At 67.0% G+C, this 21,502-nt stretch carries 20 protein-coding genes; 10 read left to right on the top strand and 10 right to left on the bottom strand.

What is annotated here, in order from left to right; all coding sequences use genetic code 11:
* Positions 1 to 90: 90 nt before the first annotated feature.
* Together ESD82_RS14855 and ESD82_RS14860 are read right to left on the bottom strand one after the other, a co-directional pair.
* Positions 91 to 987, bottom strand: coding sequence for a nickel/cobalt transporter (locus ESD82_RS14855; RefSeq protein ID WP_147428010.1), 897 nt, complete (start codon positions 985 to 987; stop codon positions 91 to 93).
* Positions 969 to 1,634, bottom strand: a complete 666-nt coding sequence (locus tag ESD82_RS14860; RefSeq protein WP_147428009.1) for a DUF1007 family protein — start codon at positions 1,632 to 1,634, stop codon at positions 969 to 971. The genes ESD82_RS14855 and ESD82_RS14860 overlap by 19 nt, the downstream gene beginning before the upstream one ends.
* A 302-nt stretch (positions 1,635 to 1,936) precedes the next feature.
* Here ESD82_RS14860 and ESD82_RS14865 point away from each other — a divergent pair, with 302 nt between their 5' ends.
* The gene (locus tag ESD82_RS14865) at positions 1,937 to 3,163 is read left to right on the top strand and encodes a metallochaperone AztD (RefSeq protein ID WP_147428008.1); all 1,227 of its coding nucleotides are present in this window, start codon (positions 1,937 to 1,939) and stop codon (positions 3,161 to 3,163) included.
* A 67-nt stretch (positions 3,164 to 3,230) separates the two neighbouring features.
* Here ESD82_RS14865 and ESD82_RS14870 read toward each other — a convergent pair whose 3' ends face one another.
* On the bottom strand, positions 3,231 to 5,222 hold the full coding sequence (locus tag ESD82_RS14870; RefSeq protein WP_147428007.1) for a PhoX family protein: 1,992 nt from the start codon (positions 5,220 to 5,222) through the stop codon (positions 3,231 to 3,233).
* 282 nt (positions 5,223 to 5,504) lie between these two features.
* Between ESD82_RS14870 and copM the strand changes: the two genes are divergently transcribed.
* Positions 5,505 to 5,879 (top strand): CopM family metallochaperone, encoded by a 375-nt coding sequence (copM, locus tag ESD82_RS14875; RefSeq protein ID WP_024845392.1) that lies wholly within the window; start codon positions 5,505 to 5,507, stop codon positions 5,877 to 5,879.
* Between the two features lie 434 nt (positions 5,880 to 6,313).
* Here copM and hpbA read toward each other — a convergent pair whose 3' ends face one another.
* Positions 6,314 to 8,350 (bottom strand): N-methyl-L-proline N-demethylase HpbA, encoded by a 2,037-nt coding sequence (gene hpbA / locus ESD82_RS14880; RefSeq protein WP_024844569.1) that lies wholly within the window; start codon positions 8,348 to 8,350, stop codon positions 6,314 to 6,316.
* 148 nt (positions 8,351 to 8,498) lie between these two features.
* On the opposite strand from hpbA, the gene ESD82_RS14885 reads away from it, so the two are divergent.
* The 5 genes from ESD82_RS14885 (at position 8,499) to grxD (ending at position 12,254) form a co-directional block, all read left to right on the top strand.
* Positions 8,499 to 9,140, top strand: coding sequence for a TetR/AcrR family transcriptional regulator (locus ESD82_RS14885; RefSeq protein WP_024844568.1), 642 nt, complete (start codon positions 8,499 to 8,501; stop codon positions 9,138 to 9,140).
* 295 nt (positions 9,141 to 9,435) lie between these two features.
* Entirely contained in the window at positions 9,436 to 9,726 is a 291-nt protein-coding gene (locus tag ESD82_RS14890; protein ID WP_147277971.1) for a hypothetical protein, read from the top strand.
* 505 nt (positions 9,727 to 10,231) lie between these two features.
* Positions 10,232 to 11,359, top strand: a complete 1,128-nt coding sequence (locus ESD82_RS14895; RefSeq protein WP_244314587.1) for a Hint domain-containing protein — start codon at positions 10,232 to 10,234, stop codon at positions 11,357 to 11,359.
* A 236-nt stretch (positions 11,360 to 11,595) separates the two neighbouring features.
* Positions 11,596 to 11,838 carry a BolA/IbaG family iron-sulfur metabolism protein gene (locus ESD82_RS14900; protein ID WP_024844566.1) on the top strand — a complete coding sequence of 81 codons (243 nt, stop codon included), beginning with the start codon at positions 11,596 to 11,598 and terminating at the stop codon, positions 11,836 to 11,838.
* Between the two features lie 53 nt (positions 11,839 to 11,891).
* Positions 11,892 to 12,254: a Grx4 family monothiol glutaredoxin gene (gene grxD / locus ESD82_RS14905; protein WP_024844565.1), complete on the top strand. Its 363-nt coding sequence runs from the start codon at positions 11,892 to 11,894 to the stop codon at positions 12,252 to 12,254.
* A gap of 83 nt (positions 12,255 to 12,337) precedes the next feature.
* Here the strand turns inward: grxD and ESD82_RS14910 are convergent, their stop codons facing one another.
* From ESD82_RS14910 to ESD82_RS14920, 3 genes are all read right to left on the bottom strand, one after another.
* Positions 12,338 to 13,039: a phage holin family protein gene (locus tag ESD82_RS14910; protein ID WP_024844564.1), complete on the bottom strand. Its 702-nt coding sequence runs from the start codon at positions 13,037 to 13,039 to the stop codon at positions 12,338 to 12,340.
* A gap of 10 nt (positions 13,040 to 13,049) precedes the next feature.
* Positions 13,050 to 13,478 carry a DUF883 family protein gene (locus ESD82_RS14915; RefSeq protein WP_024844563.1) on the bottom strand — a complete coding sequence of 143 codons (429 nt, stop codon included), beginning with the start codon at positions 13,476 to 13,478 and terminating at the stop codon, positions 13,050 to 13,052.
* Between the two features lie 96 nt (positions 13,479 to 13,574).
* Entirely contained in the window at positions 13,575 to 14,702 is a 1,128-nt protein-coding gene (locus ESD82_RS14920; RefSeq protein WP_147428006.1) for an aminotransferase class V-fold PLP-dependent enzyme, read from the bottom strand.
* Between the two features lie 139 nt (positions 14,703 to 14,841).
* On the opposite strand from ESD82_RS14920, the gene ESD82_RS14925 reads away from it, so the two are divergent.
* The 3 genes from ESD82_RS14925 to ESD82_RS14935 all read left to right on the top strand — a co-directional run bounded on the left by ESD82_RS14925 (position 14,842) and on the right by ESD82_RS14935 (position 18,285).
* Positions 14,842 to 15,552 (top strand): type 1 glutamine amidotransferase, encoded by a 711-nt coding sequence (locus ESD82_RS14925; protein ID WP_147428005.1) that lies wholly within the window; start codon positions 14,842 to 14,844, stop codon positions 15,550 to 15,552.
* Complete coding sequence (locus ESD82_RS14930) at positions 15,549 to 16,907, top strand: glutamine synthetase family protein (RefSeq protein ID WP_024844560.1); 1,359 nt, start codon at positions 15,549 to 15,551, stop codon at positions 16,905 to 16,907. The genes ESD82_RS14925 and ESD82_RS14930 overlap by 4 nt, the downstream gene beginning before the upstream one ends.
* Positions 16,908 to 16,974: 67 nt before the next feature.
* Entirely contained in the window at positions 16,975 to 18,285 is a 1,311-nt protein-coding gene (locus ESD82_RS14935) for an NAD(P)/FAD-dependent oxidoreductase (RefSeq protein ID WP_147428004.1), read from the top strand.
* On the opposite strand, the gene ESD82_RS14940 is transcribed toward ESD82_RS14935, so the two are convergent.
* Genes ESD82_RS14940 through rpoZ form a run of 3 tightly spaced genes read right to left on the bottom strand, consistent with a single transcriptional unit; the run spans position 18,282 to position 21,435 of the window.
* Positions 18,282 to 18,926, bottom strand: coding sequence for a DUF2062 domain-containing protein (locus ESD82_RS14940; RefSeq protein ID WP_147428003.1), 645 nt, complete (start codon positions 18,924 to 18,926; stop codon positions 18,282 to 18,284). The genes ESD82_RS14935 and ESD82_RS14940 overlap by 4 nt on opposite strands.
* Positions 18,927 to 18,938: 12 nt before the next feature.
* Positions 18,939 to 21,056, bottom strand: coding sequence for a RelA/SpoT family protein (locus tag ESD82_RS14945; RefSeq protein WP_024844557.1), 2,118 nt, complete (start codon positions 21,054 to 21,056; stop codon positions 18,939 to 18,941).
* 22 nt (positions 21,057 to 21,078) lie between these two features.
* A complete protein-coding gene (rpoZ, locus tag ESD82_RS14950) occupies positions 21,079 to 21,435 on the bottom strand; it encodes a DNA-directed RNA polymerase subunit omega (protein ID WP_024844556.1) in 357 nt (118 codons plus the stop codon).
* Between the last annotated feature and the right edge of the window lie 67 nt (positions 21,436 to 21,502).

Here is a 21,502-nt window from a genome sequence, read left to right on the forward strand (position 1 = left end):
GCCGAACAGCCGCGCTGCCTTTTGCCAGGGCAAGGCGGGCGCAAGCCTGCCTGGCACGGTGGGTTCATGCGGTGCGGTATTCGGTGCGGTTCAGAACGGCGCCTGGACCAGGCGGAACGCCGTTGCGATGGCGAAGATCGCCACGAGGCCACCGAAGGCGATCTCGACCAGGCTGGCGATGACCGAGGCGCGGCCAAGGGCCGGAAGCGAGACATGCACCCCGCGGCGCAGGGCGACCGCGGCGACCGCGGCAAGCCCCGTCACCATCATGGTGCCGATCCCCATGACATAGGCGCCGGCGATCCCGATTACGTCCAGGTCGAAGCGCCAGGTCAGGATCAGCAGGAACAGCGCCCCGGTGCAGGGACGCAGGGCCACCCCGGCGACCAGTGCGGCCGCTTCGCGCCAGGAACGGGCTGCCAGGACGTCCTGGGCATCCGGGACATGGGCATGGCCGCAGCCGCATGTTTCGGAATGCGCATGGCCGTGCCGGTGCCGGCCGGCGGCCAGCCTGCGAAACCCCCGCCAGCACAGGATGATACCCAGCGCCGCGATGGCCGCTGCCGAGAACGGCTCGAGGCTGGCCGAGGCGCCCTCGACGCGATCGCGCGCGCCGCCGAAGATCCAGACGCCCGCATAGACCACGGCCACCGCCACCGTCGCCTGCGCAAGGCTGGTGATCGCGGCCAGGCTGACCATGCGCCTCATCGGCACGTCGGTGGCAAGGCCATAGGCGCCGATCAGCGCCTTGCCGTGCCCCGGCCCCAGCGCGTGCAGGAAACCATAGGCAAAGCAAATGCCCAGGAATGCCGTGACCGCGCCGGTTTCACCGCCCCGCAAGGCCCGCAAGGCCCGCGCCAGCGCATTCTGATAGTCGCGCTGCCAGCCCACCGCCATGCGGGCGACGCGATCATCCAGCCCGGTCCAGAGAACCAGGCCGGCGGCCACGGCCAGCGCAAGCAGGGCGATCAGGACGGCCTTGCGCATTCCAGCCTCATGTCGTCGGCGAAATCGCCGCCCACATCGGGGTATTTGCCCTGGTCCATGATCTCGTCATTGGTCAGCTTGGCCAGTTCGTCGCCATATTTGCGCTGCGCGGCGGCGATATCGGCCTTTTCGATCTCGACGCGGCAGTCGTCCCGGCCGCTGATTTCAAGCGCCCCGACCAGATCGTAGAAGGTGTAATAGGTCGGGTCATAGACCTGCAGTTCGATCCGCCCATCCTCGGGCCGGATCCGGTCCAGGAGCGCGCGGATATGGGTCACGACGATCCTGCCCTGCTGATAGCGCACCGCGACCTCCTGCGGTCCCGACAGCGCGACAGGATTGCCGTCGCGGGTCAGGTAGAGATCGCCGGCGAAATCCTCGGGCCAGTCGCTGAACATGGCGGTCAGGCGGGCGATCTCGTCATCCGTCAGCACGCCGTCGCCGTCCTGGTCCATTTCCATATCCTCGACCATCAGCATCGAGGAGAAGTCGTCGAAGGCCCAGACCACGCTGACGGCGCCCAGCCTGCCCTCGCCGTCGAAGCGGAAGGTCAGCCCAGTGTCGATGAAGACATGCGGATGCGCCTCGGCCCTTGCAAGGGCAAGGATCGACAGCAGGGACAGCAGGACAGGCCGGAGGCAGCGCATGAGGCATGCCTTATGCCGCGGGGATCGGCCGAGGCAAATCACAAAACCGGCGTTCGGACGCCCCTTGCCGATGCGTCGCGGCTTTCACCCCTGCTTGGCCCTCGCCCCTTGTCGGATTTCCGGCGCGGCAAGGGAAACCGTGAACGACATGCCTTGCCTCCCCGGTTTGGTAATGTAATAACATCACGAAAATTCGAATCCGTCATCCCGCGATACCAGGAATTGCCAGGAAATGAGCCCCTGCACGGCCGGCCAGCCGCTGCGAGCCGCCGATTCATCCCGAACCCCATGAAGGAGAAACCATGTTCAGACATCTCGCGGGCGCCAGCGCGCTGCTGCTGATCCTGGCCGGCGCGGCCGCCGCGCAGGACCACGATCACGACCACGAGGATGTGACGCTTTACCGTGTCTTCGTCGGCGACCATGAAAAGGGCCAGGTCACGGCGTTCGACCTGTCCGCACCCGACCATCGCTGGACCTTCCCGACCACCGGCCAGGCCAAGCTGTATTCCGTGGCGGGCGGCGCGGTGGTCGCCGCGGTGCAGTCCGATGCCGATACGGTGCAGTTCATCCAGAGCGGCATCTCGCTCCATGACCACGGCGACCACCGCGACATCGAGGTTGTCGATCCCGCGGCCATCGACGCCAGCCTGACCGGCCCGCGGCCCTTCCACCTGGTCGATCACGACGGCAAGGTGGTGCTGAACTACGACAATGGCGGCTATGCCGAGATCCTCGACGGGGCCGCGCTGGCCGAGGGCAAGGTCGAGCCGGTCAAGTTCCCGCAGGCCCGCGCCCATCACGGCTTCGTCGCGCCCTTGGGGGGCAACTGGCTCTCCACCGTCGCCTCGGACGAGAAGGTCGAGGGCGACGCCTCGGTGCCGCGCCTCGGCCTGCAAGCCTTCGATGCCGAGGGCAGGTCGGCGGGCGAGCTGGCCACCTGCACCGCGATCCATGGCGAGGCCTTCTCGGGCGCCTATCTGGCCGCCGGCTGCAAGGAGGGCGTGCTGACCGTCAGGGCCGGGGCGAGCGGGCCGGAATACAGGCTGCTGCCCTATCCCGCCGAGCTGCCGCAGGGCGTGACCACCGGCACGCTGCTGGGCTCGACCGGCATCCAGGTGTTCCTGGGCAATTACGGCCCCGACGGGCTGGTGGTCATCGACCCGGTGGACGAGCCGCATTACCGCTACATCAAGCTGCCCTTCCGCAGGGTGGATTTCGCGCTGGACCCCGCCAAGCCCTCGACCGGCTACGTGCTGACCGAGGATGGCAGCCTGCGCCGCATCGACCTGCTGAAGGCCGAGATCGCCGCCGGCGCCAAGGTGACCGAGCCCTATTCGATGGACGGGCATTGGAACGACCCGCGCCCACGCATCGCCATGGCCGGGGGGGAAATCCTTGTGACCGATCCGAATGCCGGCCTTGTCCGCCGCCTCTCGGCCGAGGATCTGACGGAACGCGGCACCGTGCCGGTCGGAGGCGCGCCCTACACCATCGCCGTGACCGGCGGCAGCGGCCTGACGCATTGACCGCGACGCGGATTGCGGAAAAAGGGGGCGGTTTCCCGCCCCCTGCCCCAAGCCTGCCCGCGGCCCTTCAGCCGATCCGGCCGCCGCCCTGTTTCGTGATCGCCACCACCGCCGGGCGCACCGGCATGTCGTCGCGGAAATCCGGCCAGCGGGTCGACAGGTCCTCGTAATAGGACGGCCGGCCGTGGCCCTCCCAATCCTCGCCGCCGTCGCCCGGATGCTGCACCGCCACGAAGAAGGTGGTCAGGTCCGGCGTCGGACAGGGGCCGCACATCTCGGCCCCCACGGGCACGCGATAGAACAGCCGCGAGGTGCCGCGCGCCGCGCCCTCGACATCCACCGCCCAAAGACCATCCGTGCGCCCGGTATCCGAAGGCGAATTGCCGTCGGTCGAGACCCAGAGCCGCCCGTCGCTGTCGATGGCGCAATTGTCGGGCATGCCGAACCAGCCATTCGCCGTGGTTGCGGTCGAGAAGGTCGCGCCCACCTCGGCGATGGAGGGATCGCCGCATTGCAGCAGGATCTCCCAGCTGCCCTTGGTCGCCGCCAGATCGCCCCCGTCCTCGAGAATCTCGATGATATGGCCGAAGGCATTGTCCACGCGCGGGTTGGCGGCATTCGCCTCTTCGCGCTTGGTGTTGTTGGTCAGCATGACATAGGCCCGGCCGGTCTCGGCATTGGGCTCGATATCCTCGGGCCGGTCCATCGGCGTCGCACCCAGCAGGTCGGCGGCGCGGCGGGTCTCGATCAGCACGTCGGCCTGGCTCTCGAAGCCGTTCTCGGCAGTCAGCGGCCCCTGCCCGTGCACCAGCGGCAGCCAGACGAAGCTGCCATCCTCGTCGAAGCGCGCGACGTAAAGCGTGCCTTCGTCCAGCAGGTCCAGGTTCGCGGCCCGGTCCTCGGGATCATAGCGGCCGGCGGTCACGAACTTGTAGACATAATCGAAACGCTCGTCGTCGCCCAGATAGAAGACGACGCGCCCGTCCTTGGCCAGCGCGCTCGCCGCCCCCTCATGCTTGAAGCGGCCAAGCGCAGTGCGCTTCTTCGGGGTCGAGTTCGGGTCCATGACATCGACCTCGACGATCCAGCCGAAGCGGTTGGGCTCGTTCGGTTCCTTGCCGATGTCGAAGCGGTCGTGGAACTTGCCCCAGGCATAGCTGTCCTCGGGGATGCCCATGCGCTTGTAGTTCTCGGCCTCGGGGTGGCCTTTGGGCAGCGCGCCGGTGAAATAGCCGTGGATGTTCTCCTCGGCCATGATGTAGGTGCCCCAGGGCGTGACGCCGCCAGCGCAGTTGTTGATCGTGCCCAGCACATTCGTGCCGGTCGGATCCGCCGCAGTCTGCATGCGCGCATGCCCGGCGGCCGGGCCGCGGATCTCCATCGGCGTCTTGGCGGTGATGCGGCGGTTCAGCGCCCCGTCCAGCACCGGCTGCCATTTGCCGTCCACCTTGCGGATCTCGATCACCGTGCCGCCATGGGCGGCCATCTCGATGTCCACGCGCGCCTCGGTCGCCTCGGCGACGGCGATCTTGCCGTTCTCGACGGTGACGATGCCGGGGAACATCAGGTGTTCGTTGGTATATTCGTGATTGACCACCAGCAGGCCGCGGTCATCGGCGCCGTTCAGCGGGATGAAGCCCACGAAATCGTTGTTATAGCCGAACTGGCGTTCCTGCGCGGCTTCGGACTGGTTCAGCGGGTCGAAGTCCGGCGCATCGGCAAAGACCTTGTCGCCCCAGCGCAGCAGGATGTCGGCGTCATAGCCCTGGGCGACGTGATGGTCGGCATCGACGCCGGCCGTTACCTCGGGGAAATCGAAGGCCGAACCTTCCGGCGCGCCTTGCGCCCTGGCCTCGTCGGCGGCCAGCAGGGCGAAGGGGCTGACGGTGGCCGAGATGGCGGTCGCGGCCATGGATCCCTTGAGGAAGCCGCGGCGCGAGAAGCGGGCGGCGATGATCTCGCCCATGGTGCGGTTGTCGGTCGGGTTGTGGCCCGGTCCGTCGGCCTCCTCCAGCTGGCTGGTGCGGAAGACATGGCGGGAAGGGTGTTGCTCGGTCATGGGACGCTCCTGGCTGATGGCGCGGCCCCGCAAGAAGCCGGGGCTGCCCGGCGTTCCATAACCGGCCAGTCTGACCGAAAGGTGACAGCCCGGCCCGCCCCAGCCGGGCCCTTGACCTTTCTGGGGCAAGAAGCCCTATTCTTTCGACCCGTATCCAACTGAGGAGGGTTTTCCCGTGAAGCTCCACATCCCCGACATTCCCCGCGGCGCCTGCGCGTGCCCGGCCGGCTTGGCCGTTCTCCGGACGAGCCCCGCGCGCCCCTCGATCCCGAGGAGGTTCGGATGAACAGGCTGACACCGATCCTTTTTGCCGGCGCGGTCGCGATCTCGGCCGGGTTTGCCCTTGCGCAAAGCGGCGATGGCGACGGGCACGGCCATCACATGGACGCGGGCCATGCCGACAGCCCCTCGACCCAGGCCTATGTCGCGGCGATGGACAGGATGCATGCCGATATGATGATCGAGCATACCGGCGATGCCGATGTCGATTTCATGCGCGGCATGATCCCGCATCACCAGGGTGCCATCGACATGGCCAGGGTGGTGCTTGAGCACGGCTCGGACCCCGAGGTGCGCAAGCTGGCCGAGGAGGTCATCAAGGCCCAGGAGGCCGAAATCGCCATGATGCGGAAATGGCTGGAGGATCGCGGAAAATAACCCGGTCCAGGCCCTGGGGTCGCGGCGCTCCTGGATGCCGGCGGGGCCGAGCAGCATGGCATTGGCATGGCTTTCGGCACATTCGCGCTGGCGGCGGCATCGCCGGTCCGCCTGCGCCAGCACATGAGCGGCGCCAGCCGCTGCACCGCCTGCAAAAGATCGGCAAGTCCTGGTGTTCCATGGGACGGCCAGGGCTGTGTCGAGCCAAGCCTCGACCACCGGCAGGCCGGCCGGTGCCGCCCCTTGGTCCCCAACCGAGAGGATTGCCTCGGAAATGCCCTGAAGCGAGGCCGGCGAATTGCCGTCACGGGCGCGTGCCCGCATGGCGGGCAAGGCGACATCGAGAAAGCCTTGCCAAGCCTGGTGTCTCGGCATTTCGGTTCACCTCCCGGATGCAGCATGGCGTCGGCGTGCCTCCCCGCTCCCCTGGTGCCTCACAGATCCTTGAGCAGCCGCAGCGCGTCGTAGATCGCGGCATGGGTGTTGCGGGCGGCGACGGCATCGCCGATGCGGTAGAGGCGGAAGCGGCCCCCGGGGTTCTTGCGCACCTCCTGCAACCCGCCGGTGGTCAGCGCCTCGTAATCGACCTCGCCCAGGTTCGAGGAGAGCGGCTTCAACTCGAAATAGAGCTCGTCCAGCGGCCGGGTGCCGTGGTTGACCACCACCTGGTCGACGATGCGCTCGCGGGTGAAGGCGCCGTAATCGCTGCCCAGGCGCGCGCGCAGCCGGTTGCCCTCGCGCGTCACCGAGCGGAGCCGCCAGGTGACGGTGAAGGTGGTGTCGCGCTTTTGCAGGTTGCGCATATAGGGCACCAGGTTCATCGCCATCACCTCGGGCGAGAAGCTGCGGTCCGGGGTCACGATCTCGACCGCGGCGCCGCTGGCCGAGATCAGGTCGGCGGCCTGCAGCGCCGCATGGTCGCCGGCATCGTCGAAGATCAGCACGTTCTGGCCCGGCTTCACGTCGCCCGACAGGATGTCCCAGGCGGATGAGACCAGCTCGTTGCCCTGCTCCAGCACCTCGACATGCGGCAGCCCGCCGGTGGCGACGATCACCTCGTCGGGCTCGGTGGCCAGCACCTCGGCCGCATCGGCGAAGGTGTTGAAGCGGAACTTCACGCCATGCTTCTCGCATTGCGCCATGCGCCAGGCGATGATCGAGATCATCTCGCGGCGGCGCTCGTCCAGCGCGGTCAGGCGGATCTGGCCGCCGGGCTGGTCGGCGGCCTCGAAGACGGTGACGGCATGGCCGCGCTCGGCCGCGACGCGGGCGGCCTCCATGCCGGCGGGACCGGCGCCGACCACGGTGATGCGCTTCTTCGCCGGGGCGGGCGGGATGGTGTGCGGCATGGTCTGCTCGCGCCCGGTGGCGGCATTGTGCAGGCAGAAGGCCATGCCGCCCTGGTAGATGCGGTCGAGACAGTAATTGGCGCCGACGCAGGGGCGGATGTCGTCCTCGCGGCCTAGGGTCACCTTGCGGACCAGATGCGGGTCGGCCATATGCGCCCGCGTCATGCCGACCATGTCGAGAAGCCCCGCGGCGATGGCGTGGCGGGCGGTCGGCACGTCGGGGATCTTGGCGGCGTGGAAGGTCGGGAAGCCGGTGGCCTTGCGGATCTGCCCGGCGAAGTCCAGATGCGGGGCGTTGCGCATGCCCTGCACCGGGATCACGTCGGTCAGCCCGGCATCGGTGTCGATATGGCCCTTGACCACGTTCAGGAAGTCGACCAGCCCGCTGTCCTTGAGCTTTTGCGAGATCGCCAGCCCGTCCTCGGCGGTCAGCCCGCCCGGCAGGTCCTCGTCGCCGGTATAGCGCACGCCCAGGATGAAATCCTCGCCGCAGCGTGCGCGGATGCCGCGCAGCACGTCGAAGGTGAAGCGCAGCCGGTTGTCGAGGCTGCCGCCATAGGGGCCATCGAGGTCGTTGGTCAGCGGCGACCAGAACTGGTCCATCAGATGGCCGTAGGCCTGTATCTCAAGCCCGTCGAGCCCCGCGGCCTTCATGCGCTCGGCCGCATCGACATAGTCGCCGATGATGCGCTCGATGTCCCAGTCCTCCATCTTCTTCGGGAACGAGCGATGCGCCGCCTCGCGCTCAAAGCTGGGCGAGACGACGGGCAGCCAGTCGGCCTTGTCCCAGCGGGTGCGCCGGCCCAGATGGGTGAGCTGGATCATCACCGCGCAGCCGTGGTCGTGGCATTCGTCGGTCAGCTTCTTCATCCAGCCGACCACCTCGTCCTTCCAGGCCAGGATATTGTTGAACACCGGCGGGCTGTCGCGCGAGACCGAGGCCGAGCCGGCGGTCATGGTCAGCGCCACCCCGGCCTTGGCGCGCTCGACATGATAGGCGCGGTAGCGGTCCTTGGGCATGCCGTCCTCGGGATAGGCCGGCTCGTGGCTGGTGATCATGATGCGGTTGCGCAGCACCAGGTGCTTCAGCTGATAGGGCTGCAGAAGGGGATCGTTCGACATCGGCTCTGCCTGTGCGGGGTGGGGAGTCGCCGTTCAGGATCGGGGTAATGTTCATATGTGTCAATTAAAAAATCAATCATGCACACAACGGGATCATGACAGGACATTTTTTCTTGCGGCGAATCGAATACCGGGCTACTGCAAGGGCATGAGAAATCGTGCAGCAACCGCTGAAACCGGATGGCGTGGGTCGCGTGAGGGCTGGCTGGAGGCCGGCTACCAGGCGCTGATCGACGGCGGCATCGACGCGGTGAAGATCCAGCCCCTGGCCCGGCATCTGAACCTGTCGCGCACCAGCTTCTACTGGTTCTTCGAGGATCGCGAGGCGCTGCTGACCGCGCTGATCGACGGCTGGGAGGAGCGGACGACCGATCCCCTGGTCAAGGCGGCGCAAGAATATGCCGAGAGCCGGGCGGAGGCGATGCTGAACGTGCTGGCCTGCTTTCTGTCGGGGGTCTTCGACAGCAAGCTGGAATTCGCGGTGCGCAGCTGGGCCTTGCAGGACGACACGGTGGCCGTGCGCGTCGCGGCTGCGGACGAGACGCGGCTTTCGGCGCTGCGCGAGATGCTGGTGCGCTGGGGGCATGGCGAGCAGGAGGCCGACGTGCGGGCGCGCACCATCTATCTGACGCAGATCGGCTATATCTCGATGCGGGTGCAGGAGGAGCTGGAAACCCGGCTCGCGCGCATCCCGACCTATGTCGAGATCTATACCGGGCAGAGCGCCGAGCCGCGCGAGATCGCCCGCTTCAACGCCCGGGTGAAAACCGCCGCCAAGCCGCCACCGTAACAGCGCCCCGGCAGCGATATGGAGAGGCTGCCGGTTCGAGCGGGTTTCGGTCAAGGTGCCGCGCCAGGGCGGCGACGCTTCATCGACTGCAGCATCGCCGGGCTTCCGTTTGCTCTGCAAACTCGGCCTGCTGCCGCGTCGCACGGCGTGCGCATGGCGTGCCGACCCTGATCGCGGACGCGGCCTGCGCGGTGCCGGCCCCCCGATTCCCTGTAAGCGTTGCACCTGACCCCGCTCGCAGGCTCTGAACGCCAGCCTGTGCCGGTGTAATGCTGTCTCGAACCCGAAGGACAGCATGACCAAAGACACCCCCCCCTTCCAGCCATCCGGCTTTACGATCCCCATCAGCTCGACGGGACGGCGCATCTGGCCGTCCAGTTTCAAGAAGTTCGTCATCAACAAACTGAATGCGGGCGAGCTGACTGTTCAGCAGGTCGAGCAGGAAGGTCGGGTTGCGCGACCCCTCATCTATAAATGGCGGGCAAAACGTGGTGCTGACGATGAAGCAGAGCGACCGATCGACCCCTTCGCGCAGGTCTGTATTGGCGATGCTCCGCTACGGCCAGGACTGGCAACCAATAGATGACGGTCGCGGCGAGGGCGCAGGCTGAGAGAAACAGGATGGCACAGGGCATGACCCGCCCTGCCCGCGCCGCCGCCCACGGCTTCCTTGCCGCGATCCCGGGGCCATCCCGCGAGGGTTCAACCGGGCAGATGCAGGACCATGCGTCCGGCAACCCGCCCCGGGCGCGCCATCGGCCGCAAGACGGCTTAACCAGATAGAATCGCTTAATTTTTAACAGAACAGTTCAGTTTTTTCGCTTGTCAAGATGCTTATATCTTTTAGACAAAACCGGTCGGCGCCCTGTTGGCCCGATACTGCGCGTCGCGGCTCCTGACGGATTCGTCCGGCCTTGGTGCTGGAACCGCCATTTTCGGTGAATGGCTCTGTCTGCCTGAATCGGTCACGCAGGGCAAACGATTACGCGGTCCCCCGCAAGGGCTCGTATCTGATGGTGAGTGTTAAAATGTCTTTCAATTATGCCGGTCTCGAAAATCACTGCGGTCCAGCCGGACCCGACTGCGAAAAGATGATCTTCCTGGGAAAACTGCCCGATATGGATCCCTGGGAACTCGTTCCCGGCGCAGGCAAGGCCAGCGCCATATTGGGCGGCGCCAGCTTCGGCTCGCAGGCGGCTCCGCTGTCGCGCCAGCTGGTCGAGGTCAGTGCCCTGGACATCGACCGGGACGGTATCATCCATACCGACAGCCCCTCCGGCTTTCTTGCCGAGCCCATCCGCCACGACGCCGATGGCGACGGCACCATCGCCAGCCACAAGGTCGATTCGACCTTCGTCGTCAGGAACACCGCCGTCACCTTCGCCAATCCCGACGGCAGCCACGAGACGCTGATCCTGCCAGTCCGCATCATGCAGGACACCGCCGGCAATACCTTCCTGATGCCGCCGCCCAGGGGCGCGTCGCTGCAGGAGGTCGAGGCATTGACCACCCGCCCCATCACCTCGGTCTCGTTTCCCGACGGGTCGAGCAATTATGACCTGGATTACAACGGCATCTTCACCGATCGGCATTGCTTTCCCTGTTTTGCCCGCGGGACGCTGATCGAAACCGGACAAGGGCCGCTGCCGGTCGAGGAACTGGCGCCCGGCATGCTGGTCGTGACCCGCGACAACGGCTTGCAGCCGGTGCGCTGGATCGGCTCGCGCGTGCTGTGCAGCAAGACGCTGGACACCAGCCCGAACCTGCGCCCGATCCGCATTGCCGCCGGCGCGCTTGGCAAGGGGCTGCCCCTGCGCGACCTGATCGTCTCGCCCCAGCACCGGATCCTGGTGCGCTCGAAGATCGCGCTGAAGATGTTCGGCACGCCCGAGGTCCTGGTCGCCGCCAAGCAGCTTTTGCAGATCAACGGCATCGACATCGCCGACGACATGCCGGCGGTCGAATATTTCCACTTCCTGTTCGACCAGCACGAGATCGTGCTGTCCGAGGGGGCCGAGACCGAATCGCTCTATACCGGGCCCGAGGCGCTGAAATCCGTCGGCCGCCAGGCCCAGGCCGAGATCTTTGCGCTTTTCCCCGAACTGCGCGACCGGCCCGAGGATGATGTGCCGCCAGGGGCGCGTATCCTGGCCTCGGGCCGAATGGGGCGCAAGCTGGCCGTGCGTCACGCCCAGCATCGCAAGTTCCTGGTGCAATAGGCGCCGGGCAACCGCAAGGCACCTGGGCCGGGCCGGCCGGCCCGTTCTTCATCTCGCGCCGCCGCACGGGGGCTGCGGGCGGCGGCGCCCGCCCGCGGCCGAGACGGATCCGCGACCCGCAAGACGGCGGGTGGTTCTGCCCCGCCTTGCGGGGGCGAAGCGATTGCGCGGGCCGGGCGATCTTGCGGGTCGCGCGGGCTTCCCCTACATCTTGCAGAACAAAGAAAGGATCCGCCATGGCGATGGAAGCCCAGGATATAGAAGCCCTGATCCGCGCTGCATTTCCGCATGCCAAGATCACGATCACCGACCTTGCCGGGGATGGAAACCACTATGCCGCCGAGGTGATCGACGAAAGCTTCCGCGGCCAGAACCGCGTTCAGCAGCAACGTGCCGTCTATGCGGCGCTGCAGGGCCATATGGACGGCCCCAACGGCGCGCTGCATGCCCTTGCGCTGACCACCAAGGCACCCGATTAAGAGCAACCGCAAGTAGTCGCAGCCAGGCGGCGCTTCAGCAAGGACCGGACGAAATGACCGATGCACGCCAGCAAATCCAGGAGACGATCGACGCAGACGATGTCGTCCTGTTCATGAAAGGCACCAAGGAGATGCCCCAATGCGGCTTTTCAAGCCGCGTGGCCGGGGTTCTGAACTATATGAACGTCCAGTATCGCGACGTGAACGTACTGGCCGACGAGGCGATCCGCCAGGGCATCAAGGATTTCTCGGACTGGCCCACCATCCCGCAGCTTTACGTCAAGGGCGAGTTCGTGGGCGGCTGCGACATCGTCACCGAGATGACGTTGTCGGGCGAACTGGACCAGTTGTTCGACAAGGCCGGCGTCACCTATGACAAGGATGCCGCCAACAAGATCCGCGAGGCGAACGCCTGACCGCGGGCGTGCCAGCCGCGACAGGAAAGACAGACCCCGCCGCCGGCGGGGTCTTTTTCTGTCAAGGGGTTGCGGGACGATCCTCAATAAGGATCTTCGGTCCGGTCCTCGGCGTCTTCCCAGTCCGGCTCGTCGCGGTGGCGCCCTTGCCGCAAGCGCGAGGCGAGCGTCATCCCCACGGCAAAGGCGCCGATCAGCGGCGCGATGGCCGCCGCGCGGGACTGCGAGGCGCCCTGCACCGTCCCGGCGGCGCGGCGCAGCGTATCGGGCGGCAAGCCCAGGGTGCCGACGGCGCTTTCACCGGCCCGGCGCGCGACGCCATAGACGCTGGCCTCGGCGCGGTCGGCCAGCCGATCCGCCTTGTAGGCCAGGCTGTCGGTCAGCGCATGCACCCGCTGCTCGGCCCGGTCGATCAGTTGGCCGGCCTTTTGCGAGGCGCGCTCCAGCGCCGCATCCGCCGCGCCGGTGGCCTTTTCGACGGCCATATCGGCGGCCAGCATCAGCCGCTCCTCGACCTCGGCCTTCAGCTCGTCGGTGCCGGGGACGGGATGGCGTTCCTTGCGCGCCATCAGCATCACCACCAGCCCGATCAGCAGAAAGCCCAGACCGATCGCCAGCGAGGCGCCAAGCGCCCCCCAACCCAGGTGATCGGCCAGCCAGGTCCACAGCGCCGCAAGCAGGAAACCCGCCCCGATCAGCAGGGCCACGCCTGCCCCGGCGGACAGGCCGGTGCGGCGCAGCCTGTCGGTCAGGGCGAGCTGGAGTTTCCTGGTATAGTCGAACATCCGCCGAGACTCAGCGCCGCGCGATGATCAGACCCAGAAGGAAGCCGACCCCGGCCGCGATCCCCAGCGCCTGCGCCGGGTTGCGCCGCACCATGTTCGAGACCTCGTCGTAATATTCCTCGGCATGGGCCGCGACCTCATGCGCCTGGCGCTCGCCCTGCCGGTAAAGCCGGCGGGCCTCGTCACGGGCGCGCTCGGCATAATCATGGCCCCGCTCGCGGACCGTCTCGGCATATTCGGCGCCGCGGCGCTTGGCGTCCTCGACGAATTCGGCGCCTTTTTCGCGCGCGGTCTCGTAAAGTTCGGCGCCCTTCTCGCGGGCAGTCTCATAGGCGGCGCTGGCCTCGTCGGCGGCGCGGCTGGCATGACGGCCTACATCGTCAGCGGCCGCGCGCGCCTTGGCCTTCAGTTCGTCGGCGGTGGCTTCGTGGTTCGCCATGATCTTGTCCTTTCGCAAGGCTGCAACGGTTTCGGAGAGCCAACCCGGAAACCCGCAGATCGTTCCCGGACCGGCCCCGATTTCCTGCCCGCAGCGTCAAAGCGCCGCATCGAAGGCGGAAACCAGCCGCGCCATCGTGCCGTCGACATCCTTGAGCTTGTCGAGCCCGAAAAGCCCAATGCGGAAGCTGCGGAATCCCTCGCCCTCGCCGAGCTGCAGGGGCACGCCCGCAGCGATCTGGTAGCCGGCGGCCAGGAACTTGCGCCCGCTTTGCACCTCGGGGTCGTCGGTATGGCAGACCACCACCCCCGGCGCGGCAAAGCCCTCGGCCGCGACCGAGCGCAGCCCGCGCCGCGCCAGTTCCGAGCGCACCGCGTCGCCCAGCCGCCATTGCGCCTCGCGCGCCGCCTCGAAGCCGAAGGCGCGCGTCTCCTCCATCGCGTCGTGCAGGCCCAGCAGCGCATCGGTCGGCAGGGTGGCGTGATAGGCATGGCCGCCGTCCTCATAGGCCTTCATGATCGCGCGCCATTTCTTCAGGTCCAGCGCGAAGCTGTCGCTGACCGTCGTCTCCAGCCGCTCGATGCCGCGCGGCGACAGCATCACCATCCCGGCCGAGGGCGAGGCCGACCAGCCCTTTTGCGGCGCCGAGATCAGCACGTCCACGCCGGTCTCGCGCATGTCGACCCAGATCGCGCCCGAGGCGATGCAGTCCAGCACCATGATGGCGCCCACCTCATGCGCGGCATCGGCCAGCGCCTTGATGTAATCGTCGGGCAGGATCATGCCTGCCGCGGTCTCGACATGCGGGGCGAAGACGGCATCGGGGCGGGTGTCGCGGATCTTTTCCACCACCTCCTCGATCGCGGCGGGAGCGAAGGGGGCGCGGGGCTCGTTGCCCTGCGGCCGCGCCATCATCACCGTGGTCTGGCGGGCAAAGCCGCCCGCTTCGAAGATCTGGCTCCAGCGATAGCTGAAAAAGCCGTTCCTGACGATCAGCGCATGGGCATCGCGGCCGAACTGGCGCGCCACCGCCTCCATGGCGCAGGTGCCGCCGCCGGGGACCAGGGCCACGGCATCCGCGCCATAGACCTCGCGCAGCGTGGCCGAGATGTCGCGCATCGCGCCCTGGAATTTCTGCGACATGTGGTTGAGCGAGCGGTCGGTGAAGACGACCGAGAACTCCTGCAATCCCTCGGGGTCCACATCGGGGCGCAATCCGGGCATGGCCAATCCTTTCTGCTGGTTTTGCCGGCAGCCTAGCGCGGCGTTGCGGCCGCGGCCAGCCCCGACCGGAACCGCAGCCCCTTGCCGGCCGCGCCGCGCCCGACTAGCTTCAGGGGGAACAACCGACAGGCCAGTCACCATGCGTATCGGCATTCTCAAATGCGGCCAGTCGCCCGAGGAACTTCGCGGCGATCTCGGCGACTATGACACGATGTTCGAGCGGCTTCTTGCCGGGCGGGGTTTCGAATTCACCAGCTATCACGTTGAGAACATGGAGTTCCCGCAGGGCGTCCACGACGCCCAGGGCTGGCTTCTGACCGGCTCGCGCCATGGCGTCTACGAAGACCATGCCTTCATCCCGCCGCTTCAGGATTTCATCCGCAGGGCCTATGCCGAACATGTGCCGCTGGTCGGCATCTGCTTTGGCCACCAGATCATCGCCCAGGCACTTGGCGGCACGGTGGCAAAGCATCCCGGCGGCTGGGCGGTCGGCGCGCATGACTACGATTTCGGCGGAGAAAAGGTCACGCTGAACGTCTGGCACCAGGACCAGGTCGTCGCCGTGCCCGAGGATGCCGAGGTCGTCGCCCGGAACGAGTTCTGCGAAAACGCGGCGCTGGTCTATGAGGACCGCGCCTTTACCGTCCAGGCTCATCCCGAGTTCGACGATGCCTTCATCCAGGGGCTGATCGAACATCGCGGCCGCGGCGCGGTGCCCAAGCCGCTCCTGGACCAGGCCAGCGCCCGCATGGGCACCCCGCGGCAATCGCCCGGCATCGCCGACCGGATCGAGGCTTTCTTCAAGGCGCCCCGCGCCTTCAGCGCAGAAGACCGGCAGGGGGCCGCATGAAGCCGCATTGGATCGAGGAAACCCCGCAGGCTGCGCAGGACTATGTCGCCGGGCGCCGCCTGGACGAGGTGGAGTGCATCGTCGCCGACATCGCCGGGGTGGCGCGCGGCAAGGCCATGCCGGCCTCGAAATTCGCGCATCAGGAACGGTTCTACCTGCCGAATTCGATCTTCCTGCAGACCATCACCGGCGACTGGGCCGACAATCCCTCGGGCGCCTTCACCGAGCCGGACATGATCCTGACGCCGGATTTCTCGACCGCGACGGCGGCGCCCTGGACGGCGGACGTGACCCTGCAGGTGATCCACGACGTCTCGGACCAGTCGGGCAATCCGGTGCCGATCGCGCCGCGCAACGTGCTGAAACGGGTGGTCGATCTTTACCGGCAGAAGGGCTGGCGCCCCATCGTCGCGCCCGAGATGGAGTTCTTCCTGGTCGCGCGCAACATCGACCCGAACCAGCCGATCATGCCGCCCATGGGCCGTACCGGCCGCCGCGCCGCCGCCAAGCAGGCCTATTCCATGTCGGCGGTGGACGAATACGGCAAGGTGATCGACGACATCTACGACTTCGCCGAGGCACAGGGCTTCGAGATCGACGGCATCCTGCAGGAAGGCGGCGCCGGCCAGGTCGAGATCAACCTGAACCACGGCGACCCGGTCGCCCTGGCCGACCAGATCTTCTATTTCAAGCGGCTGATCCGCGAGGCGGCGCTGCGCCACGACTGTTTCGCCACCTTCATGGCCAAGCCCATCGAGGGCGAGCCTGGCAGCGCCATGCATATCCACCACTCGGTCGTCGGGATCGGAGACGGGCGCAACATCTTTTCCGACGCGCAGGGCCGCGAGACGCCGGCCTTCATGCATTTCATCGCCGGCATGCAGAAGCACCTGCCGGCGGCGGTCGCCTTGCTGGCGCCCTATGTCAACAGCTATCGCCGCTATGTCCCAGATTTCGCGGCGCCGATCAACCTGGAATGGGGGCGCGACAACCGCACCACCGGGCTGCGCGTGCCGATCTCGAAGCCCGAGGCGCGGCGGGTCGAGAACCGGCTGGCGGGCATGGATTGCAACCCCTATCTGGGCCTCGCCGCCAGCCTGGCCTGCGGCTATCTGGGCCTGGTCGAGGGCGAGAATCCGCGCGCCGAATGCCTGGGCGACGCCTATATGTCCGAGGACGAGTTGCCCTATAACCTGGGCGACGCGCTGGACCTGATGGACGAGAACACGGCGATGCGCGAGGTGCTGGGCCCGGAGTTCATCGACGTCTACCAGGCGGTCAAGCGCAACGAATACAAGGAGTTCCTGCAGGTCATCAGCCCTTGGGAACGCGAGCATCTGCTGCTGAACGTGTAGAGCCGGGCACGGCCTGGCCTTGGGGCGCCGTCGGGATGGGTATTTGAGAAACGGTGAAAGCCGAAGCATGAACCTGCTGTTTTCCAACGACCGGCGGGGGGAATATCCGCCCAGCCTCTATGCCGCGACCCGCGACCCGCTGCCGCCTTTCCCCGAGCAGCGCGGCGAGGAGCGCGCCGATGTCGTGGTGGTCGGCGCCGGCTATACCGGGCTTGCCGCGGCGCTGCATCTGGCCGAGGCGGGGCGCGACGTCGTGGTGCTGGAGGCGCATCGCGTGGGCTTCGGCGCCTCGGGGCGCAATGGCGGCCAGCTCGGCTCGGGGCAGCGGCTGGAGGTCGATGAACTGGAGCGGATGGCGGGTCGCGAGGCCGCCCATCGCCTGTGGGACATGGCCGAGGAGGCCAAGCGCCTGACCCGCGAACTGGCCGCGCGCTGCGGCGTTCAGGTGGCCGACGGCATCGCCCATGCCTTTCGCAAGTCCGCCGAGCTGGACCATGCCCGCGCCATGATCGACAGGCTGGCGCGCGACTACGGCTATGATCGGATCGAGGCGCTGGAGCGCGACGCCTTTCGCGCGCTGGTGCCCTCGCAGGCCTATGTCGCCGGCGAGCTGGACCATGGCGCGGGGCATCTGCATCCGCTGAACCTGGCGATCGGCATGGCGCGGCTGGCGGATGCCGCAGGCGCGAGGATCCGCGAGCTGAGCCATGTCCACCATATCCGCCACGCCCGCCGCGCCGGCGAAAAGAGCGTGGTCCAGACCGGCAAGGGCCGGGTGATCTGCGACCATGTCATCCTGGCGGCCAATGGCTATCTGGGCAATCTCGACACCCATGTCGCCGCCCGTGTCATGCCGATCAACAATTTCATCGTCGCGACCGAGCCCCTGGGCGCGCGGGCGGCCGAGGTGCTGACCCGCGATATCGGCGTGCATGACACCAAATTCGTGGTGAATTACTGGCGGCTCGATCCCGACGGGCGGCTGATCTTCGGCGGCGGCGAGAATGTCAGCTATCGCTTTCCCGCCGACATCGCCGCCAAGGTGCGCAAGCCGCTGCTGGAGATCTATCCCGGCCTTGTCGATGTGAAGCTGACCCATGCCTGGGGCGGCACGCTGGCGATCACCATGAACCGGATGCCCTGCTTTGCCCGGCCGGCGCCCAACTGCCTGTCGGCCAGCGGCTATTCCGGCCATGGGCTGGCGCTGGCCAATCTTGCCGGCAAGCTGATGGCGCAGGCCGTGCAGGGGCAGAGCGAAGGCTTCGACACCATGGCCGCCCTGCCCTCGCCCGCCTTTCCCGGCGGCGCTGCGCTGCGCTGGCCGCTGCTGGTCGCCGGCATGGGCTGGTATTCGCTGCGCGACCGGCTGGGCTTCTAGCCCTTTTCCACCAGTTCGCGTTCGCGCCGGGCCTTGGCGCGGGCGATGCGCTCGGCCATCTGCTTTTCGCGGTGGCGGTGATAGGCCTTGATCAGCGGCACGGTCAGGTAATGTGCCGCGACCGAGACCGCGATTCCGGGCAGCACGCCCCCCACCGCATAGGGCAGGAAGATCTGCTCGTTGAATTGCAGCAACTGGTCCCAATGCGCCGTGCGCTCGGCGCTGAGCGGCGCGAGCAGGTTGTTCCACAGCTCGCTGCCGGCGCGGGTGAACTCGTCGAAAATCAGATGCGGGGTGAACTTGCCCTCGACCCCCAGCATCCAGCGCCCCAGCCCGACCGAGGTCAGCGCGATGAAGGGCGTGGTCAGCGGATTGCCGACGAAAGTGCCCAGCAGAGCCGCCAGGATATTGCCGCGGATCAGCCAGGCCAGCGCCGCCGCACCCATGAAATGGAAACCGAAGAACGGCGTGAAGGAAATGAAGATGCCGCAGGCCCAGCCCCGCGCCACCCGATGCGGCTGGTCCGGCAGGCGGCGCAGCCGGTGCAGCACGTATTTCGACGCCCGCTTCCAGCCCGAGCGCGGATAGAACATCTCGGTCCACATCTGAGCGTAGCTCAGCGGCTTGCGTCTCTTGAACATGTCGGCCGGGCCTCAGTTCATATGGGCGGAGGGATCGCGGATGCGCGAGACCTGGGCCACGTCGCTTTCGGTTTCCAGCGCGGTCAGCAGCGTGTGCAGATGCTCGCGGTCGCGCAGCTCGATCTCGACGCGCAGGCGATAGAAGTCCGGCTTGCGGTCGATGAACTCCAGGTCCGAGATATTCGCCCCCTGCGCGCCGATCAGCGTGCAGATCCGGCCCAGGACGCCGGCATCGTGGCGGATGGTCAGCGACAGCATGGTCGAATAGGCCGCCGGGTGCTGGCCCTCGCGCCAGTGCAGGTCGACCCAGCGGTCGGGGCTTTCCTCGAACTCGGCCAGGACCGGGCAGTCGATGGCATGGATGACCACGCCCTTGCCGCGATAGGTGATGCCGACGATGCGCTCGCCCGGCAGCGGATTGCAGCAGGGCGCGCGGGTGAATTCCTGGTCGGCCGCCAGCCCCGCCACCGCGCGCCGGGCGTCGATCTCGCTGCGCTTTTCGGCCAGTTCCGGGTAAAGCGTGGTCAGCACGTCATGGGCCGAGATCTCGGCGCTGCCGATGCGGGCCAGCAATTCGTCGGTATCGGGCAGCGCCATGGTCTTGGCCGCGGTGCGCAGCGCCTTGTCGCTGACCTTGCGCCCGACATGCTCGAAGGCCACCCGCACCAGTTCGGAGCCCAGGCGGATGAAGCGCGTCCGGTCCTCCTGGCGCAGCGAACGGCGGATCGCCGCCTTGGCACGGCCGGTGACGACGATATCGAGCCAGGTCGCCTGCGGGCGCTGGCCCGAGGCGGCGATGATCTCGACCGACTGCCCGTTCTTGAGCCGCGTCCACAGCGGCACCCGGATCCCGTCCACCTTGGCGCCGACGCAGGACGAGCCCAGCCGGGTATGGATCGCATAGGCGAAATCCAAGGGCGTCGCCCCCTTGGGCAGCGGGATCACGTCGCCCTTGGGGGTAAAGCAGAACACCTGGTCGGAATACATTTCCAGCTTGACGTGTTCCAGGAACTCGTCGTGATCCTCTTCGCCGAAGCGTTCAGTCAGGCTGGCGATCCATTCGCCCGGATCGACGGCAAAGGGGTTCGCGGTGCGCACCCCGTCGCGATAGGCCCAATGCGCGGCCACCCCCGCCTCGGCCACCTCGTGCATCTGGCGGGTGCGGATCTGCACCTCGACCCGCTTGCCGTCGCGCCCCGAGACGGTGGTGTGGATCGAGCGATAGCCGTTCGCCTTGGGCTGGCTGATGTAATCCTTGAACCGGCCCGGCACCGCGCGCCAGCGGTGATGGATCACGCCCAGGGTGCGATAGCAGTCGGGTTCCGTGCGGGTGATGATACGAAAGCCGTAGATATCCGACAGGCGCGAGAAGGACAGCTGCTTTTCCTGCATTTTGCGCCAGATGCTGAAGGGGCGCTTGGCGCGGCCATAGACATCGGCCTCGATCCCCTCGCGTTCCAGCTCGGCGCGGATGTCGGCGGTGATCTTGGGGATCACGTCGCCGGATTCGCGTTGCAGGCTGACGAAGCGGCGGATGATCGAATTGCGCGCCTCGGGGTTGATGACCTTGAAGGCCAGGTCTTCCAACTCCTCGCGCATCCATTGCATGCCCATGCGGCCGGCCAGCGGCGCATAGATGTCCATGGTCTCGCGCGCCTTTTGCTGCTGCTTTTCGGGACGCATGGACTTGATCGTCCGCATATTGTGCAGACGGTCGGCCAGCTTGACCAGGATCACGCGAAGATCGCGCGACATCGCCATGAAAAGCTTGCGGAAATTCTCGGCTTGCTTGGAATGCGCCCCGGACAGCTGCAGGTTGGTCAGCTTGGTGACGCCATCGACCAGGTCGGCGATCTCGCGTCCGAAGATCTGCGCCACCTCGGCCCAGGTCGAGCGCGTGTCCTCGATCGTGTCGTGCAAGAGCGCGGTGACGATGGTGGCATCGTCCAGCCGCATCTCGGTCAGGATGGCGGCGACGGCGACGGGATGGGTGAAATAGGGTTCGCCCGAATGGCGGAACTGGCCTTCATGCATGCGGCGCCCGTATTCATAGGCGTCGCGGATCAGTTCTGCATTGGTGCGCGGGTTGTAATTGCGGATCAGCGCGATGAGGTCTTCGACGTCGATCATGATGGGCCGAAGACCTTTGGATTCAGTTCCTGCCTTGCGCTTCCAGCATCATGCGCAGCATGCGCTCTTCCGATTCCTCGTCGGCGGGCTTGGGACGATCCATCTCGGCGCCCAGCAGAAGCGCCATCGCGTCCTCCTCGGGCTCGTCGACCTCGATCTGGGTCTGGTGCGCCTCGATCATGCGCTCGCGCAGATCGTCCACGGGCTGGGTTTCGTCGGCGATCTCGCGCAGGGCGACGACGGGATTCTTGTCGTTGTCGCGATCGACGGTCAGCGGGCTGCCGGCCGCGATTTCGCGCGCGCGATGGGACGCCAGCATCACCAGGTCAAAACGGTTCGGAACCTTATCGACGCAATCTTCGACTGTAACGCGGGCCATCGGTCAACCTTATCAGCTGGAATCGGGGTGCAGGGGGCGAGGCCGGTTATTTGGGCGCCCGCGACGG

Source organism: Paracoccus pantotrophus (genome assembly GCF_008824185.1).
In the GTDB taxonomy this organism is placed as follows: Bacteria; Pseudomonadota; Alphaproteobacteria; order Rhodobacterales; family Rhodobacteraceae; genus Paracoccus; species Paracoccus pantotrophus.

Excerpts from the sequence above, each read along its gene's own strand:
- ESD82_RS14855 (WP_147428010.1), bottom strand. The coding sequence starts at position 987 with ATGCGCAAGGCCGTCCTGATCGCCCTGCTTGCGCTGGCCGTGGCCGCC.
- ESD82_RS14860 (WP_147428009.1), bottom strand. The coding sequence starts at position 1,634 with ATGCGCTGCCTCCGGCCTGTCCTGCTGTCCCTGCTGTCGATCCTTGCC.
- ESD82_RS14865 (WP_147428008.1), top strand. The coding sequence starts at position 1,937 with ATGTTCAGACATCTCGCGGGCGCCAGCGCGCTGCTGCTGATCCTGGCC.
- ESD82_RS14870 (WP_147428007.1), bottom strand. The coding sequence starts at position 5,222 with ATGACCGAGCAACACCCTTCCCGCCATGTCTTCCGCACCAGCCAGCTG.
- copM (WP_024845392.1), top strand. The coding sequence starts at position 5,505 with ATGAACAGGCTGACACCGATCCTTTTTGCCGGCGCGGTCGCGATCTCG.
- hpbA (WP_024844569.1), bottom strand. The coding sequence starts at position 8,350 with ATGTCGAACGATCCCCTTCTGCAGCCCTATCAGCTGAAGCACCTGGTG.
- ESD82_RS14885 (WP_024844568.1), top strand. The coding sequence starts at position 8,499 with ATGAGAAATCGTGCAGCAACCGCTGAAACCGGATGGCGTGGGTCGCGT.
- ESD82_RS14890 (WP_147277971.1), top strand. The coding sequence starts at position 9,436 with ATGACCAAAGACACCCCCCCCTTCCAGCCATCCGGCTTTACGATCCCC.
- ESD82_RS14895 (WP_244314587.1), top strand. The coding sequence starts at position 10,232 with ATGATCTTCCTGGGAAAACTGCCCGATATGGATCCCTGGGAACTCGTT.
- ESD82_RS14900 (WP_024844566.1), top strand. The coding sequence starts at position 11,596 with ATGGCGATGGAAGCCCAGGATATAGAAGCCCTGATCCGCGCTGCATTT.
- grxD (WP_024844565.1), top strand. The coding sequence starts at position 11,892 with ATGACCGATGCACGCCAGCAAATCCAGGAGACGATCGACGCAGACGAT.
- ESD82_RS14910 (WP_024844564.1), bottom strand. The coding sequence starts at position 13,039 with ATGTTCGACTATACCAGGAAACTCCAGCTCGCCCTGACCGACAGGCTG.
- ESD82_RS14915 (WP_024844563.1), bottom strand. The coding sequence starts at position 13,478 with ATGGCGAACCACGAAGCCACCGCCGACGAACTGAAGGCCAAGGCGCGC.
- ESD82_RS14920 (WP_147428006.1), bottom strand. The coding sequence starts at position 14,702 with ATGCCCGGATTGCGCCCCGATGTGGACCCCGAGGGATTGCAGGAGTTC.
- ESD82_RS14925 (WP_147428005.1), top strand. The coding sequence starts at position 14,842 with ATGCGTATCGGCATTCTCAAATGCGGCCAGTCGCCCGAGGAACTTCGC.
- ESD82_RS14930 (WP_024844560.1), top strand. The coding sequence starts at position 15,549 with ATGAAGCCGCATTGGATCGAGGAAACCCCGCAGGCTGCGCAGGACTAT.
- ESD82_RS14935 (WP_147428004.1), top strand. The coding sequence starts at position 16,975 with ATGAACCTGCTGTTTTCCAACGACCGGCGGGGGGAATATCCGCCCAGC.
- ESD82_RS14940 (WP_147428003.1), bottom strand. The coding sequence starts at position 18,926 with ATGTTCAAGAGACGCAAGCCGCTGAGCTACGCTCAGATGTGGACCGAG.
- ESD82_RS14945 (WP_024844557.1), bottom strand. The coding sequence starts at position 21,056 with ATGATCGACGTCGAAGACCTCATCGCGCTGATCCGCAATTACAACCCG.
- rpoZ (WP_024844556.1), bottom strand. The coding sequence starts at position 21,435 with ATGGCCCGCGTTACAGTCGAAGATTGCGTCGATAAGGTTCCGAACCGT.